The organism is Kordia sp. (assembly GCF_050633145.1).
In the GTDB taxonomy this organism is placed as follows: Bacteria; Bacteroidota; Bacteroidia; order Flavobacteriales; family Flavobacteriaceae; genus Kordia.
The window spans coordinates 88,589-104,037 of sequence record NZ_JBOEFY010000024.1 but is presented as its reverse complement, the minus strand read 5'-3'; the positions used below and the strand labels follow the sequence as shown (position 1 = coordinate 104,037).

Annotated in this window: 15 protein-coding genes; 8 read left to right on the top strand and 7 right to left on the bottom strand. The window is 32.4% G+C overall.

The window, feature by feature from the left end:
- Positions 1-257: 257 nt before the first annotated feature.
- Complete coding sequence (locus ACRBBL_RS12650) at positions 258-1,502, bottom strand: efflux RND transporter periplasmic adaptor subunit (RefSeq protein WP_431369423.1); 1,245 nt, start codon at positions 1,500-1,502, stop codon at positions 258-260.
- 165 nt (positions 1,503-1,667) lie between these two features.
- Here ACRBBL_RS12650 and ACRBBL_RS12645 point away from each other — a divergent pair, with 165 nt between their 5' ends.
- From ACRBBL_RS12645 to ACRBBL_RS12625, 5 genes are all read left to right on the top strand, one after another.
- A complete protein-coding gene (locus ACRBBL_RS12645; protein WP_431369422.1) occupies positions 1,668-3,038 on the top strand; it encodes a sigma-54-dependent transcriptional regulator in 1,371 nt (456 codons plus the stop codon).
- Positions 3,039-4,367: a sensor histidine kinase gene (locus ACRBBL_RS12640; protein ID WP_431369421.1), complete on the top strand. Its 1,329-nt coding sequence runs from the start codon at positions 3,039-3,041 to the stop codon at positions 4,365-4,367.
- A 95-nt stretch (positions 4,368-4,462) separates the two neighbouring features.
- Positions 4,463-4,900 carry an RrF2 family transcriptional regulator gene (locus ACRBBL_RS12635; RefSeq protein WP_431369420.1) on the top strand — a complete coding sequence of 146 codons (438 nt, stop codon included), beginning with the start codon at positions 4,463-4,465 and terminating at the stop codon, positions 4,898-4,900.
- A 75-nt stretch (positions 4,901-4,975) separates the two neighbouring features.
- Positions 4,976-5,701, top strand: a complete 726-nt coding sequence (ric, locus tag ACRBBL_RS12630; protein WP_431369419.1) for an iron-sulfur cluster repair di-iron protein — start codon at positions 4,976-4,978, stop codon at positions 5,699-5,701.
- 2 nt (positions 5,702-5,703) lie between these two features.
- Positions 5,704-7,923, top strand: coding sequence for a nitric-oxide reductase large subunit (locus ACRBBL_RS12625; RefSeq protein WP_431369418.1), 2,220 nt, complete (start codon positions 5,704-5,706; stop codon positions 7,921-7,923).
- Between the two features lie 67 nt (positions 7,924-7,990).
- Here ACRBBL_RS12625 and ACRBBL_RS12620 read toward each other — a convergent pair whose 3' ends face one another.
- The 3 genes from ACRBBL_RS12620 to ACRBBL_RS12610 all read right to left on the bottom strand — a co-directional run bounded on the left by ACRBBL_RS12620 (position 7,991) and on the right by ACRBBL_RS12610 (position 10,137).
- Positions 7,991-9,067 carry a DUF418 domain-containing protein gene (locus tag ACRBBL_RS12620; protein WP_431369417.1) on the bottom strand — a complete coding sequence of 359 codons (1,077 nt, stop codon included), beginning with the start codon at positions 9,065-9,067 and terminating at the stop codon, positions 7,991-7,993.
- 74 nt (positions 9,068-9,141) lie between these two features.
- A complete protein-coding gene (locus tag ACRBBL_RS12615) occupies positions 9,142-9,654 on the bottom strand; it encodes a MepB family protein (RefSeq protein WP_431369416.1) in 513 nt (170 codons plus the stop codon).
- 6 nt (positions 9,655-9,660) lie between these two features.
- Complete coding sequence (locus tag ACRBBL_RS12610) at positions 9,661-10,137, bottom strand: hypothetical protein (RefSeq protein WP_431369415.1); 477 nt, start codon at positions 10,135-10,137, stop codon at positions 9,661-9,663.
- Between the two features lie 154 nt (positions 10,138-10,291).
- Here ACRBBL_RS12610 and ACRBBL_RS12605 point away from each other — a divergent pair, with 154 nt between their 5' ends.
- The 3 genes from ACRBBL_RS12605 (at position 10,292) to ACRBBL_RS12595 (ending at position 13,000) form a co-directional block, all read left to right on the top strand.
- Complete coding sequence (locus ACRBBL_RS12605) at positions 10,292-11,047, top strand: SDR family NAD(P)-dependent oxidoreductase (RefSeq protein WP_431369414.1); 756 nt, start codon at positions 10,292-10,294, stop codon at positions 11,045-11,047.
- A gap of 70 nt (positions 11,048-11,117) precedes the next feature.
- Entirely contained in the window at positions 11,118-11,699 is a 582-nt protein-coding gene (locus ACRBBL_RS12600) for a TetR/AcrR family transcriptional regulator (RefSeq protein ID WP_431369413.1), read from the top strand.
- Positions 11,700-11,905: 206 nt separating this feature from the next.
- The gene (locus tag ACRBBL_RS12595; protein ID WP_431369412.1) at positions 11,906-13,000 is read left to right on the top strand and encodes a hypothetical protein; all 1,095 of its coding nucleotides are present in this window, start codon (positions 11,906-11,908) and stop codon (positions 12,998-13,000) included.
- 130 nt (positions 13,001-13,130) lie between these two features.
- Here the strand turns inward: ACRBBL_RS12595 and ACRBBL_RS12590 are convergent, their stop codons facing one another.
- Genes ACRBBL_RS12590 through ACRBBL_RS12580 form a run of 3 tightly spaced genes read right to left on the bottom strand, consistent with a single transcriptional unit; the run spans position 13,131 to position 15,342 of the window.
- On the bottom strand, positions 13,131-13,910 hold the full coding sequence (locus ACRBBL_RS12590) for a hypothetical protein (protein ID WP_431369411.1): 780 nt from the start codon (positions 13,908-13,910) through the stop codon (positions 13,131-13,133).
- A gap of 33 nt (positions 13,911-13,943) precedes the next feature.
- A complete protein-coding gene (locus tag ACRBBL_RS12585) occupies positions 13,944-14,417 on the bottom strand; it encodes a DUF1905 domain-containing protein (RefSeq protein WP_431369410.1) in 474 nt (157 codons plus the stop codon).
- A gap of 4 nt (positions 14,418-14,421) precedes the next feature.
- Complete coding sequence (locus ACRBBL_RS12580) at positions 14,422-15,342, bottom strand: hypothetical protein (protein WP_431369409.1); 921 nt, start codon at positions 15,340-15,342, stop codon at positions 14,422-14,424.
- Between the last annotated feature and the right edge of the window lie 107 nt (positions 15,343-15,449).

Below are 15,449 nucleotides of genomic sequence, written 5' to 3'. Positions count from 1 at the left end.
TGTTGTTTGTTGTTTGTTGTTTGTTGTTTGTTGTTTGTTGTTTGTTGTTTGTTGTTTGTTAAAAAGTATCTTTTTCATTTAAAATTTAGCATTCAACATTTACAATTTTGACTATTTTTCAAAACGTCTCTTCGAGTGATTTTCACTAGAAAATTGTATCGAGAAGTACTTAAATAACTGTTTGGTACTTTAAACTAATTTTTATAAAAATAATGTGACAAGCTTTTCTACTAATATATATACAAATACAAGCATGATTAATTTAAGTTTAATTCTTCCATATCTTTATAATCGTCATAGCTAGAAGTAATCACGCGATCGCCTACTTTTAAGCCTTCCAATACTTCATAGTAGAAAGGATTTTCGCGTCCGATACGTACATTTCGTTTTACTGCTTTATTGTCTGAATCTAATACAAAAACCCATTTTCCGTTTGTACTTTGAAAAAACAATCCTTTTGGTAATAATAGTGCTTCGCTGTTGTTTGATAAAAACATTTTACTTTTTAAAGACATTCCTCTGCGAATTCCTTTTGAAATAGAATCACTTTCAAACTGCAATTCTACTTGAAAACCTCCTTTAACAATCTCAGGATAAATCTTTGAGATACGAATTGGCATTTTCTCTTCGTCTATAGTAACCATTCCGCGAATATCTTCTTGAAGTTTAGAAATATAGTATTCATCAACCTTTGCTGTTAATTTATAACCATCTAACACATCGATTTTTCCAACATTGTCACCTTGATTATAGTTTTGTCCTAACGTCGGATTGAATGATGACAATAAACCATCTTTAGGCGCTTTCACAATAAAATTCTCTTTGTTTTTGCGCAATAACTCTAAGCTTTCTTCCATTTTTTGAACCGAAGCATTGATACGCGCTAACTGCACATTTCGATCACTTTTTTCATTGGAAACTTTTGACTTAATTACCTCGTTTCGTTCTTTTTGAAATTTGTATTCTTGCTCAGATGTTTCAAACTTATTGCGAGCAATCACATCTTTCTTGTATAAACGTTGATCGGTTGCGTACTGACGTTCTGCATTTTTATACGAATTGTCAATACTTAACAACTGCTCATCCAAATTTAATTGTTGATTTTTGATGGTAACACGAATGTTTCGCAAATTATTAATCTGTTCTACAATAGCAGTTTCTTGTGTTAAATAATTCAATTCTGCATTCGGATTGTACACACGTAATAAAGGAGTTCCTTTTTTTACTAGTTGTCCGCTTTCTACAAATACTTCTGAAACCGATCCGCCTTGAATCACATTAATCAATACAGATGTTTTTGGTTCTACCGTACTATTAAATAATAACACATCTTCAAAGTCACCTTTCTCCACTTTTTTAATAGAAATAGTTTCTTTGTCTAAGTTCACTTGTTTTTTACGTGTCGCGCTCATAAATATAATAACAGCTAACACGATTGTTGGAATTCCCCAAAACAACATACGTTTCGTTTTTTTATTTTTTGGTTGAATTTGCTTGTCCATCAGTACTTTAATTTTGTTTGATAGATAGAATGCCATTCTTGCGCCATGAAAAAACAATTACATAAAAAGCTAATAATCAACACTTTAATTAATTAGTCGTTTTTAGAAGTGTTCATTTTCGAACATTTTCTTGTTCATTATCAAACATCTTACTAACTATGTACTATGAGAAAAAAGGAAGCTTCCATATTAATTGTAGATGATGATGACGATATTTTGTTTTCGGCACGAATCAGTTTGAAGAAATATTTTACTGAAATCATCACGACAAACAATCCTAAGAAAATTAGTAATTATATTACTTCACAAACCTTTGATGTAGTGGTGTTGGATATGAATTACCGCATTGGCTTTGAAGATGGAAAAGAAGGTTTGTATTGGTTGCAACATGTGAAGCAAATAAGTCCTGAAACTACCGTAATTCTTATGACAGCTTTTGGAAGCGTGAACTTGGCAGTAGAAGCTATTAAACAAGGAGCAACCGATTTTATCCTGAAACCTTGGAATACCGAAAAGCTATATAGTATAGTAAATGCTGGTGTGGAATTGGCACGTTCAAAACGAAAAACAACACAACTAGAAACGGTACAAAAACAACTCGATAAAGATTTTCATCAACAAACAGAACATATTATTGGAAAGTCGGTTGCTATGAAAAAAGCGATCAATCTAGTTCAAAAAGTAGCTCCAACAGATGCAAATGTGTTGATTTTAGGCGAAAACGGAACTGGAAAATATGTGTTTGCCAAAGAAATTCATTTGCAGTCAGATCGTAAAAATCATCCGTTTATACATGTCGATTTAGGCGCTTTGAATGAAAATTTGTTTGAAAGTGAATTGTTCGGATATGCAAAAGGTGCCTTTACGGATGCGCAAAAAGATACACTCGGACGTTTTGAATTGGCAGCTGGCGGGACTATTTTTTTGGATGAAATTGGAAACTTACCATTACACCTTCAATCCAAATTATTGACGGTGATTCAAAATAGAAAAGTAACGCGTTTGGGCGAAGGAAATGAACGTACTATTGATGCGCGAATTATTTGTGCAACCAACGCACCGATTCATGAAATGGTAAACGAACAAACGTTCCGACAAGATTTATTATTCCGAATTAATACCATCGAATTACAATTGCCGCCTTTGCGTGATCGTACGGAAGATGTGGAAGTATTGGCGAATCACTTCTTAAAAAAGTTGAATCAACGGTATCGAAAACAACTTACTTCTATTTCTAGTAGCGCTATTACAGCATTGAAAAATTACAATTGGCCAGGAAATATTCGCGAACTTGAACATATTATAGAACGCGCCGTTATTATTACAGAAAATACAAGCATCGAAGCCGAAGATTTACACTTTTCTGCACGTAAAGTTGCTACAAATACACCTGTAACGCTTAATTTAGAGGAAACTGAAAAAATATTGATTCAACAAGCATTGGACAAACATCATGGAAATATTTCCAAAGCCGCAAAAGATTTAGGTCTTACACGTGCTGCTTTGTACAGACGACTTGAAAAACACCAACTCTAAATGAGTAAAAAAATATACATACAACTTTGCATTCGTATGTTGCTTATTGCATTGAATGCCGTCTTTATTTATTACTTTTTTCAAAGCGGATTTATCGTCAATGGAATCGGTTTTACATTGTTATTATTTTTTCAAGTGTTTTTGTGTTTTGATTATTTAAAAAAGCTCTTTCTCGATATTGAAAAAACGATAGATTGTTTACTACACGACGATTTCTCGAATAAAATTTCTGCTGAAAAGCAACATAACAATTTACATGCTAAAACAGCAAAACTTCAAGAAAAATACCGAACGCAAAGTCAGCAGCATACATCAGAGCAAGTTATATTCACTAATATTATTGAAAGTTTAACCATTGGCGTGTTAATTCTCCGGAAGGATACAAATGAAAAGATTGAAGTATTTCAGTTGAATAAAGCTTTTGTAGATTTCTTTCAGATTCCGAAGTTTTACAATTGGAACCTTTTGAAAGATAAAATTACGCCTTTGGTGAATATTATTGATGCAACTCCTTGGAAACGTGTAAAACACACCATCTCGTTGACCGTCAACGATCAAGTAGAATCATTTTTCTTAAAAACTTCCTTGACACATACCAACGAATACGAATATTTGATGGTAACGATGGAAACCATTCAACAGTTGATTGATAAGAAAGAAAAAGAATCTTGGTATAAATTAATGACGGTGATGTCGCACGAAATCATCAATACGATCACGCCAATTAGCAGTTTGGCAGAAAACTTAGATTCACTACTTCAAGATGAACCTGATGAAGATACGTTGGAAGAATTATCGCAAGGTTTAAAAATCATCAAAAAGCGTTCGTTACACTTAAACAATTTTGTGAATACCTATCGTCAGTTATCAGAATTGCCATTGCCAGACAAAAAAGAAATCAATCTCACAGAAACTGTACAACAAACACTTGAATTATTTGCGCAGGAATTCAAAGAAAAAAGCATTCAACTCAACTTTCAACATGAAGAAAACATTCAGTTATTAGCTGATAAACAGCAGTTGGAACAAGTTGTTATTAATTTAATTTCAAACTGTTTGTACGCGCTTAAAGAAGCCGAAAATGCTACAATAACAGTGAATTTAAGTACTGATAACAAACGTGTGCACTTAAGCGTTTCTGACAACGGAATTGGAATCTCTCAAAAAATTAAAAACAATATTTTTGTTCCTTATTTTACGACGCGAAAAGACGGTTCAGGAATTGGGTTAACCTTAACCAAAAGTATTGTAGAAGCGCATGACGGAAATATTTTCTTTAAATCTGAAAATGGTTTGACGACGTTTACATTGAGTTTTCAGAATGGCTAATATCTAACACTAAAACATAAGATTAAAATTTTATAACGGATAAGTTTATCTTTTATAAAAAATAGTTTATATCTTTGCCGCATAATACTATGAGTATGTTTTCAAAATCTTGCGAATATGGTTTACGTGCTGTTATTTTTATAGCAGAACAATCAACTTCACAAACGAAGGTTGGACTGAAGACTATTGCAAGTGCTATAAACTCTCCTGAAGCATTCACTGCTAAAATTTTACAAGTACTTACACGAAATCATATTGTTACTTCTATTAAAGGTCCGTATGGCGGATTTATGATTGAAGAACATCGCTTAAAAGAAATTACGTTGAGTGAAATTGTAAACATTTTGGATGGAGACAAAATTTATACAGGTTGTGGTTTAGGATTGAAACAATGTGATGAAAAATCTCCTTGCCCACTTCACTTTAAATTTATAGAGATTAGAAATAATTTAAAGAAAATGTTAGAAGAAAACACCTTACATGATATTTTGTTTACGGATAGTAAAAAGAACATCTTCTGGTTGAAAACATAAAAAAATTTAAAACAATAAAGGATAAAAAGGTCTTTTTATATTTTATAAAACAAAAGCACATTAAAAACAATACATATGAATATTAACAAACACACCTTAGTAAGCGATATTGTTGCTGACAACTATAAAACAGCAGCCGTTTTTAAAAATCATAACATCGATTTTTGCTGTAACGGAAATAGAACGATTACAGAAGTTTCTGCCGAAAAAGAATTGGATTGGGAAAAACTACTATCTGAAATTTTAATGACTGTTACCGATACTTCACATCGAGAAGATTATCAAAATTGGGAACTCGATTTTATGACAGATTATATTTATCAAAATCATCATACGTATGTAGAAAAACAAATTCCTGAGATTCAATTATACCTGAATAAAATTTGTAAAGTACACGGAGAAAAACATCCTGAATTACTAGAAATTCAAACGCTATTCAATGAAAGTGCTGGCGATTTAACCAAGCACATGAAGAAAGAAGAACTTATTCTTTTTCCCTTTATCAAAAAAATTGCAAAAGCAAAGAAAGAGCAAACTGAGCTTGCAAAACCTCCATTTGGAAGTATTGAAAATCCAATAAACATGATGCATCACGAACATGATGATGAAGGCGAACGTTTTAGAAAAATTGCAGCACTTTCAAATAATTATACGCCGCCAAATGATGCCTGTAACTCGTATAAAGTTGCGTTTTCATTACTAAAAGATTTCGAAGAAGATTTACACAAACACATTCACCTAGAAAATAATATTCTCTTTAAAAGAGCCATAGAAACTGAACAAACATTAAATAATAAATAGTAATGAAGAAAATTTGGATAGGATTTATCTCTGTAGTTGTCCTCTCATTTATCGCCTTAATTTGGGTAGGAACAGAAATTTATCAAACACAACCACCAATTCCTGATCTGGTCACCGTAAAAGGTAGCCAGGAAGTTATATTTACGAAAGCAGATATTCAAGAAGGACAAAATATTTGGGAATCCATTGGAGGAATGGAAGTCGGTTCTATTTGGGGACACGGAAGTTATGTGGCGCCCGATTGGTCAGCCGATTGGATTCATAAGGAAGCCGTTTTTTTATTAAATCATTGGTCGCAACAAGATTTCCATCTTCCGTATGATGATTTAGACGAAGAAAAACAAGCGGCAATTAAAGCACGATTGGTCAAAGATGTAAAGACAAACACTTTTGATCCATCAAGCAAAACAATAACGCTGTCAAAAGAACGACAATTAGCTATTGCAAAAAACGCGGCACATTATAGTAACATTTTCTCAGAAGGTCATGAACAATATGCCATTCAAAAAGGAGCACTTACAGACAAAGAGAAGTTACGCAAACTAAATGCTTTTCTATTTTGGACTTCCTGGGCAGCCAGTACCAACAGACCTGATAAAGAGTATACCTATACTTCCAATTGGCCACATGAACCTTTGATTGATAATACAATTACTGCAGATTCTCAAATTTGGTCAGGTTTCTCAGTGATTCTATTAATTCTATTTATCGGAATTTTGACGTATTACTACATTCGTAATCATGAAAAGGGAGAAGCTGTTACCAAAGCGAAATTAGATCCTCTAAAAAATCTAACGCTATTTAGATCACAAAAAGCAGTCTTAAAATATTTCTTAGTCATTACCTTATTGATTGTTTTACAAGTAGTGCTCGGAATCATTACCGTACACTACACTGTTGAAGGACAAGCATTTTTTGGATTTAATCTGTCTGAAATTCTCCCCTATTCCGTTACACGAACTTGGCATACGCAATTAGCCATTTTTTGGATTGCGGCAACTTGGCTGGCTACAGGACTATTTTTAGCACCAATGATTAGCAATAGAGAAATGAAATATCAAGTATTTGGAATTAACTTTCTGTTTGTTGCATTGCTTATTATTGTAGTAGGATCTATGCTTGGAGAATGGTTAGGAATTCATCAATTTTTAGATTTGACTACCAATTTCTTCTTTGGACATCAAGGATATGAGTATATGGATTTAGGTCGTTTCTGGCAAATACTCTTAGGAATTGGATTGGTTTTATGGGTTGTTATGGTTGGAAGACATGTGCTGTATGGAATTCGTAAAAAAGACGAATCTAAACATTTATTGATCATCTTATTAATTGCCGTCGTAGCGATTGGAATGTTTTTCTTTTCAGGATTAATGTATGGCGAAAACAGTTCGCTTCCTGTAATTAATTATTGGCGTTGGTGGCTTGTTCACTTATGGGTAGAAGGTTTCTTTGAAGTCTTTGCTACCGTAATTATTGCCTATATATTTTCACGAATGAAAGTGATTTCTATGAAAACTGCTGGTAAAACGGCAATTGCATCTGCAAGTATCTTTTTAACTGGTGGAATTATAGGAACGTTACACCATTTGTATTACTCTGGAACGCCTGTACAAGCAATTGCATTGGGAGCTACATTTAGTGCCTTGGAAGTAGTTCCGTTGACATTGATGGGATTTGAAATTAGAGAAAACTGGAACCTGCTCAAAGAAAACGAATGGATTCAACGTTACAAATGGCCTATATTTTTCTTTATAGCGGTTGCTTTTTGGAATATGGTTGGCGCAGGTGTATTTGGATTCTTAATCAATCCGCCAATTGCATTGTATTATATTCAAGGATTAAATACAACTGCCGTTCACGCACATACTGCATTGTTTGGTGTATACGGACTGCTTGGAATGGGCTTTATTTTAATCTGTCTACGTTTTTATTCTACAAGGTTGTGGAATGAAAAATTAATTAAAAATGCTTTCTGGTTTTTAAATATTGGGTTGACACTTATGGTTGTTTTAAGTTTATTACCTGTCGGAATCATTCAAGCATATACATCAATTAATGAAGGATATTCGTATGCTAGAGATGCTGAATTATTATATACTCCAACCGTTCAAACTTTAAAATGGTTGCGAATTATTGGTGATGTTGTCTTCTCTGCTGGAATTGTGTGTTTCTCATGGTTTGTAGTGAAAGAAACTTTAAACTGTATGAAAAAGAAGAAATAATCATTACTTTTTTAAGCATGAAACACTGTTCGTTATTCAATGAACAGTGTTTTTTTATGCTGTATTTTTAAGTTGTCAATTTTCGTAAAATCCATTCTAAAGGACCAATTTTTTTATAGTGCATCCAAATTGTAGCAAATACAATACAAACTGCACTAAAAATAATTGCATATACAACCGAAAATGTAATGGAAAAACTTCCGAGACTTGTTGAAGAAATTACTTCCATCAATCCGACACCAATCACAATATGTGCTACATAAAAAGTGAATGCTAATTGCCCTGTGCTTTGTAATGCCTTAATAACTAAACCATGTTGCATTCGCTTAGCAATCCAAATACAACTGCAAATGACACACAGGGCAATACTGCTTGCTGAGAACATATATATTGGTAAAGGTGGCATTGGACTTGTGTCTAATACCTGCGCTAATTCTGTGAGAATAATTTCATTGCCTTCTGATAGAAAAGCTAGCAAAGCCATTGAAAGTAACTTTATTGAAATTGCTATTCCCAAGCAAATAAAAAAGATTCTCTTTATAAATTTTTCATTATTTAAATCTTGTCTTCCAAACCATAAACCGAGCAACATAAAAGCAACCCAAGGAAATACTGGATGAAATCCGTTATAGAATAAGTTTCTAAAAAAACCGCCAAACGTCCAGAAATCTGCATAAGAATAATCGCTAAAATCCCAACCAAGATCATACCATATAAAAAACATTAAAACTGGATATAATACAACAATTCCAACAGCAAATAGCAACGAAATTATTGGTTCTAGTCTGAGAAACAATAGTGTAAACAGCATGTATATTCCGTAGAAATGAAGAATATCTGCGGGCCAAATCATGATGTATGATAATCCGATGACAAATAATAAGATTGCTCTTTTAAAAATTCTTTTTCGCACTTGACGCAATTTAGTCACATCATCATTTTTCACTGCTGAATTGGTCATAAAAGCTATGCCAACTCCGGCTAAGACAACAAACAAAGCCGCTGCTTTCCCTTCAAATAGTGCTGTAAAGTTTTGTAACCAACTTGTTCCTTCTTGTCCAAAAATCATTTTAAAATTCACGAGAATCATCCCAATAATGGCAAGTGCGCGCGCAACATCAATTCCAATGATTCTATCTTTCATTCTAAATATTTTAAGTCAACTTATAATATATCGACAAGAAAATAGTGTGAAGGTTGCATGGAATTAAGAAATCTTTAAAAATATAACCGATTTACTTCTTTTAAATCATTTAGCGCTGCTTCAATTGGTAGAAAATACTGCAATTGCCAAGCCTGTGTTTTTATAGCTTGTTTACTTGTTGGTGTGTCCCAAGATGGATATACACGAATTCCACGTTTTCCATCTTTGGTTACTGTCGCTACAATTCGCTTTTGAATGAGCATTGATTTTGGAAATATAAACTGACCGAATTGTTCCTCCTTTTGAACATTAATTACAATAAAATCAAAAGTATCTAATTCATGAAAAGGCGCAGTGACTCCTTCCGAGTTTCGTTTCCATATCGTAACAAATTGTCCAATCTTTTTAGGAGTAATTTTTGCCGCTCTACAAATTATTTGAGAAGTTTTTAATTGAAATGAACATGCTTCGTATGCTGCACTTTCTTCATCTAAACGAAAGTTTGAAAAATTGAAATTGCAAGGATCGTACAGTTCTTTTTTAACTTTTGCTAAACAGGATGGAAGTTTTTCGAGTGGTGTATTCATAGAAAACTAATCAATCTTCTCATCATATTTCATAAACTGATTTCTGGGTTCTCCACGCAACTTTAATTCGTTCTCAATTTTTGTTTTTGTAGGTTTTTGTAGTAATAAATAGATAATTAATACTCCAGAAATTGCTAAAAAGGCTGCATTACTAGTGCTCATAAACATTACAATACCTATCAATGCTGGACCTTCAATCAATGCATATTTTATAATAGAAGCTGTTTGGTATTGTGTGAGTATTTTTCTTAAATCCTGCGTTTCCTTAGTACTCTCTAATAGTTTTTGAGGAATAATTCGGCTTAGAACTAAGGCAGTAATTGCTAAAACAGGAAGAATAATCAGAAAAGTATCTTCTGTGTTAAAATCAAAATTTATTTCGCCATTACCTAAATAAAGTGAAACTCCCGCAAAGGTTACTAACCCCATAATTAATACAGAATGAATAAGTGTCAGTGTTTTAACAAAAGAATTTGGTGTCATTAGCTATCTAATTTTTAGTGATTTAAAAATAGTATTTCAAATGTAGTGAAAAAATAACCACTTTTTTATTTGGAATGATCGTTCTGTTATTTATATATTTGTATTCGGAACGATCGTTCTAAAATAAATTTTAAACTTAAAAGAGAAATAAAATATGAATACATTACAAGGAAAAACAGCAGTAGTTACAGGTGGAAACAGTGGAATCGGTTATGCTTCTGCTGCAAAATTAAAAGCGCAAGGTGCCAATGTTATCATTACCGGTAGATCGGAAGAACGTGTAGCTAAAGCTGCTTCAGAATTAGGTGTTAGAGGAATTGTCGCTGATGTAACATCATTAGATGCGATAGATAATTTAGTAAATGAAGTAAAAGAATCGCATGGAAATGTAGATGTTCTTTTTGTAAACGCAGGAATTTTTACGCCAGCTCCTGTTGGTCAAATTACAGAAGAAGTGTATGATACACAGTTTGGAATTAACTTTAAAGGTGCCGTGTTTACCACAGAAAAGTTTTTACCAATTTTGAATGATGGTGCATCTATCATTAATTTATCTTCAATTAATGCCTATACAGGAATGCCAAACACAGCGATTTATGCAGCAACAAAAGCTGCTTTAAATTCATATACTAGAACAGCTGCTACAGAATTGGCTCCAAGAAAAATTCGCGTCAACGCTGTAAATCCTGGACCAGTAGAAACTCCTATTTTTGGGAAAACGGGAATGCCAGAAGAACAATTGAACGGTTTAGCACAAGCAATGCAAGAACGTATTCCATTAAAACGATTTGGACAACCTGAAGATGTTGCAAACTTAGTCGCTTTCTTAGCTTCCGATGAAGCTTCATTCATTACAGGAAGTGAATATAACGTTGATGGTGGAATGAATGTGAATCCGTTGTTAAGCTAATGGATAAAGTTAATTAGAAATATGTATTTTTGTAGAGATGGTTTTTACCGTCTCTACAATTTTTTAGTGTATGCCAAGAGTAAAGAAATTTAATGAAGAAGAAACGCTGAACAAAGCGATGTGTTTGTTTTGGCGAAATGGTTTTCACGCGACTTCCATGCAGGATTTGGTGAATTACTTAGGCATCAACCGTGCAAGTATTTATGATACTTATGGTGGAAAAAAAGAATTATTTGATAGTGCTTTTGCGCACTACAGAACTGTGAATAGAAAACAGTTACAAGCATTTTTAGAAAGTCAAGAAAGTGTCAAAGAAGGTTTTCGAAGACTTTTTCAACAAGGTATTTCAGAAGCTGCTTGTGACGCAGAGCGCAAAGGATGCTTTGTAATTAATGTAACAACTGAGTTAGTGCCAAACGATGAGGAAATGCTCATGGTAATTCAGGAAAACAAAGCTTTTATGACTGGTGTTTTTGAAGATTTCTTAAAAAAAGGCGTAAACTCTGGAGAAATCTCAGCAGATAAAAACATCAAAAATATTGCTTCACTCCTACACACTTTTTTAAATGGATTAAAAATCATTTCTAAAACAGATTCCAACGAAGAAGAACTCTTAGCTTCGGTAGATACTGTATTAACCTTACTAGGTTAAAGTACCTAAATTTATATTCATAACTACTTATAAACTGGCGTTGATTAAGATTAAATCTTTCTGGGCAACTTTGACTTTGGGTAAGATTATTGTAGTTTTAGCCATACGTTAAATGTATAGAAAAAAACAGATTAAATCCTCTTTAAAATAATAGGAGTTCCTTTTATACATACGTTGTACATCAGTAAAAAAAAGAATAAGCAACTATGAATCAAGAAACGATACTCATCCCAACCCTAAGTACTTTTATTGAAGATCAATGGGAAATGACAAAAGGAATTACAACTCCTAAATTTTCAGGGATAAACGATTTACTACCAAATCAGGAATTTCAAGCATTAATTTTGCTAGGAAAATATGAAATTAAAGACGGAAAAATCAACTTAAAGATAAATTGTTCTCTCGAAAATAGTAGCACAGGTAAAGTTTTACCAAATTCAATTGATAAAGTTTTACTAGGTGATTTAGAAGAAAAAATCGGTTTTATTCTTTTTCCAGAACTGCTTACATTTAAGTTTACTGAAGAAGATGAAGAAGGTGTTTATAATCTTATTCTTTCTCTAGATGATACCAATTCAGAAGAAGAAAAGATAGTCATTAAGCAAGAACTTACGTTCCTTAAAAGTCAACCGAATTTATTACAAAAACCAACATCCGAATTAGAAGAATGGCGTCAAAATTATTATTTAGACCCAAAACCGACAGCATTAATTTCATATTATTTTAAAGGCTTAGAAGAAAACGATACTCTCAATAGTGACGCAAGTATTTTATTTTATGTTGAAGCACTAAATAATTCTTTATTTCTTGTCAATGAAATTAAGTCGCTTTTAAAAGCAGATAAATTTTCAAGATTACAACGAAATGGATTGATTATTTTACTGGCGCGTTCTAAGTATACAGCTGTAGATACTTTAGGGTTTTCTGAAGAAGAATTAAAAATTCTCCACGAGTTTAGAGACGAATTTTACAATCCATTGGAAAAAGAAATCAGTCATCCTTCAGAATTAGACATGTTATGGAGTTTATTTTTTGCCAATGGGAAATATGAAAATATAGAAAAAATCATTTCAGCACTTTATTATAAAAAGGATATTAGTGAGGAAGAAGCAAAAAAATTACCTCAAGAAGCATTGATAAAATACGCTATTGGAAGTGCTGTTTCATGGTCTTTGGAAACAATTGGAAGATTTCATCCCATGGTGCAAGTTTATATGATTTACACTTTAAATCAACCAAACATTTCAGAATATATACAAGGAGAACTAGGAGCGGTTTTAAATAGAATAAATGAAGAATAGTTGCTAAAATCCCAACACTAAATATATAGGAAAACATCTATTTTTTAAAAGGAATTAAAATCATTTCTAAAACAGACTCCAACGAAGAAGAACTTTTAGCTTCGGTAAATACAGTATTGACTTCATTAGATTAATGAATAAATATTGGCAGCCACATTATCACTTGTAATATGAATGCGATAAATAATGTTAGTTTAGCTTCAGCACTTTTAATGCTAAAAGTAATTCTTACATTTCTTTTTAGTAAAATATAAAAAACGACTATAAAAGAAGTTACTAAAAGCATCAATGAAAGGATAAGACTAGTATCAGCAGTCATAAAATCATCAATCATTTTATTAAACTTATGTATAGATCCAGTCATAGTATGTATAAGTGAAAGAACAAAACTTCCAATTATACACGATATATAAAATGTAGTCAAAACCCAACCAAATTTCATTCGTTTCCAAAATAAAATAGCTCCAATAACTATTGCAAAGATTTCTAGTAGATCTTCTATTGAATACAATCCTATTTCTCCATTGAACATATCTTCAAAATAAAGTCCCATCAATGAAAAATTGTTGTACAACGTATATATTGCCAATGCTATAAAAATCCAACTTAAAATACGAATTTGACGCTCATGTAATTCTAATCCTTTTAGGAAAGGGTTTATCGGATCAAAAAAAGCTTTCATTTCAGCCTTTTGTGCTTTTCTTCGTTGTTGTTGAAACTTTTGTTTTTGCTCAGTTTCTTTTTTATTTTGAACAATCAATTCATCCAATTGATCATCTTGTATTCCACGAGTTAGCAATTCATTTTTGGCTGTTTTAACAGCAATAGGCTGATAACTTGATGCATTTGCTAAGATATCGAGCAATTCTTCATTTGTTAATTCTTTATAACGTTCTGTAAATTCGGTCATATATGAATATAAGTATTCAAAGCTAGTATATTGTTACCAACTACTTTTCTTAGCACGTTGTTTTTCGTGTTCTGTTTGTAAAAATTTTAGGATCGTTTCTACTTGCTTATCTACATTTTTGATGCGTAATACACTAAAAATTAAAGTGCGTTTTCGTCCGTCGGTTAATTTATTAAAAATGGCTTCTCCGTCAGGATCTTGTGCTAAGAACACTTCTAAAACTTCTGGAATAGCTACGCCAAGTGGATTCGGATCGAGTTCTAATTTGTATGAGATTGTTTCACCAGCTTCTTTGCCAATTTCTTTAATATACTTTTTGGCGAGCATAATATAAAAATCACCATTTCCTAAATGATTTAGTCCACATTGCAGCCTAACTTTATCATCAATAGTACAAATCAATCGTGTAGCACGTTTTTTTTCATACTGATTCACAATATCAGCCGAAACAACTAAATGATAATAACTACCACTTTTCTGTAAAGCTTGTGTTCCTTCGTGAATCATTTTATTATTTTTCTTTGCGATAGGTTAATGTACTTCCACGATTCAAATAACTTAATACCATGCTTTCCTCTGAATATTCCAATAATCCATAGACCGATTCTTCACCTGAATCATCCAGTAAATTTAGATACTCTATACCATCTTTTTCAGTCAATCCATAAGAATGAACAGTATTAATGATTTTATCTCCGCTTTTATAAAACATGATAAATTTTCCATCTTTAATCTCTACTCCCGAATTTGCATCGTCTGTACTAATCCAACGTCCGTTATCCAATCTGATTGTTTTCACCTTGCCAATCCTCTCACATACATCACGTGCAGCTTTTTTCAAATTAGTAACCACATCAGCTTTCGATTTCCATTGATCGGTTATGTCTATATTTTGAACTTTAGACATATCTATTTCTCCTGATTTCACAGTTTTTTCTTTTTCCAGAACACGAATCAATTCACCATCATACATATAATAGCGCTTTTCTTTATTAGTAAATGGTCCTCTCATAGAAGCTTCACTGAATTCCTGCTCAAACACAAAAAATAATTTATTGTCTTTAAAGTAGTATGTAGTTATCATAGAACCATGTTCTCCCATTTCAGAATTCTTTACTTTAACTGGAATGTCTGGATTAAAATATCCTTCTAACTCTGTAAATCCGCCTCCAACATCTTCTTTAACTAGTTTTTTATCTAAAGCGGGAACCAGTTTTTCAACCTTTGAAAAGGTTGCTTTAATTGATACAATCTTATCATCAATTGTCAATACTTTTATAACATCTTTATTTATTTCTTTTTCTTCCTCAGTTTCAGTAGAAGTATTTGTTTTCTCTGAAGCATTTGAAGTTGTATCTGCTTTCTTTTCTTTCTGTCCACAGGCAAAAAAAGTAGCAATTACAAATGCGTATATAAATAATCGTGAGTTCATGTGTAGTTATAGTTAGTGTTTTAACAAATATAAATGAATCTCTAAATATTGACTAAATGTGAGCTATTAAACATTCTATTTTAAAAAATAAAACATAAAAAAACACT

Bases quoted from the DNA above. Each gene is read 5' to 3' on its own strand.
- ACRBBL_RS12650 (WP_431369423.1), bottom strand. From the start codon at position 1,502: ATGGACAAGCAAATTCAACCAAAAAATAAAAAAACGAAACGTATGTTG.
- ACRBBL_RS12645 (WP_431369422.1), top strand. From the start codon at position 1,668: ATGAGAAAAAAGGAAGCTTCCATATTAATTGTAGATGATGATGACGAT.
- ACRBBL_RS12640 (WP_431369421.1), top strand. From the start codon at position 3,039: ATGAGTAAAAAAATATACATACAACTTTGCATTCGTATGTTGCTTATT.
- ACRBBL_RS12635 (WP_431369420.1), top strand. From the start codon at position 4,463: ATGTTTTCAAAATCTTGCGAATATGGTTTACGTGCTGTTATTTTTATA.
- ric (WP_431369419.1), top strand. From the start codon at position 4,976: ATGAATATTAACAAACACACCTTAGTAAGCGATATTGTTGCTGACAAC.
- ACRBBL_RS12625 (WP_431369418.1), top strand. From the start codon at position 5,704: ATGAAGAAAATTTGGATAGGATTTATCTCTGTAGTTGTCCTCTCATTT.
- ACRBBL_RS12620 (WP_431369417.1), bottom strand. From the start codon at position 9,067: ATGAAAGATAGAATCATTGGAATTGATGTTGCGCGCGCACTTGCCATT.
- ACRBBL_RS12615 (WP_431369416.1), bottom strand. From the start codon at position 9,654: ATGAATACACCACTCGAAAAACTTCCATCCTGTTTAGCAAAAGTTAAA.
- ACRBBL_RS12610 (WP_431369415.1), bottom strand. From the start codon at position 10,137: ATGACACCAAATTCTTTTGTTAAAACACTGACACTTATTCATTCTGTA.
- ACRBBL_RS12605 (WP_431369414.1), top strand. From the start codon at position 10,292: ATGAATACATTACAAGGAAAAACAGCAGTAGTTACAGGTGGAAACAGT.
- ACRBBL_RS12600 (WP_431369413.1), top strand. From the start codon at position 11,118: ATGCCAAGAGTAAAGAAATTTAATGAAGAAGAAACGCTGAACAAAGCG.
- ACRBBL_RS12595 (WP_431369412.1), top strand. From the start codon at position 11,906: ATGAATCAAGAAACGATACTCATCCCAACCCTAAGTACTTTTATTGAA.
- ACRBBL_RS12590 (WP_431369411.1), bottom strand. From the start codon at position 13,910: ATGACCGAATTTACAGAACGTTATAAAGAATTAACAAATGAAGAATTG.
- ACRBBL_RS12585 (WP_431369410.1), bottom strand. From the start codon at position 14,417: ATGATTCACGAAGGAACACAAGCTTTACAGAAAAGTGGTAGTTATTAT.
- ACRBBL_RS12580 (WP_431369409.1), bottom strand. From the start codon at position 15,342: ATGAACTCACGATTATTTATATACGCATTTGTAATTGCTACTTTTTTT.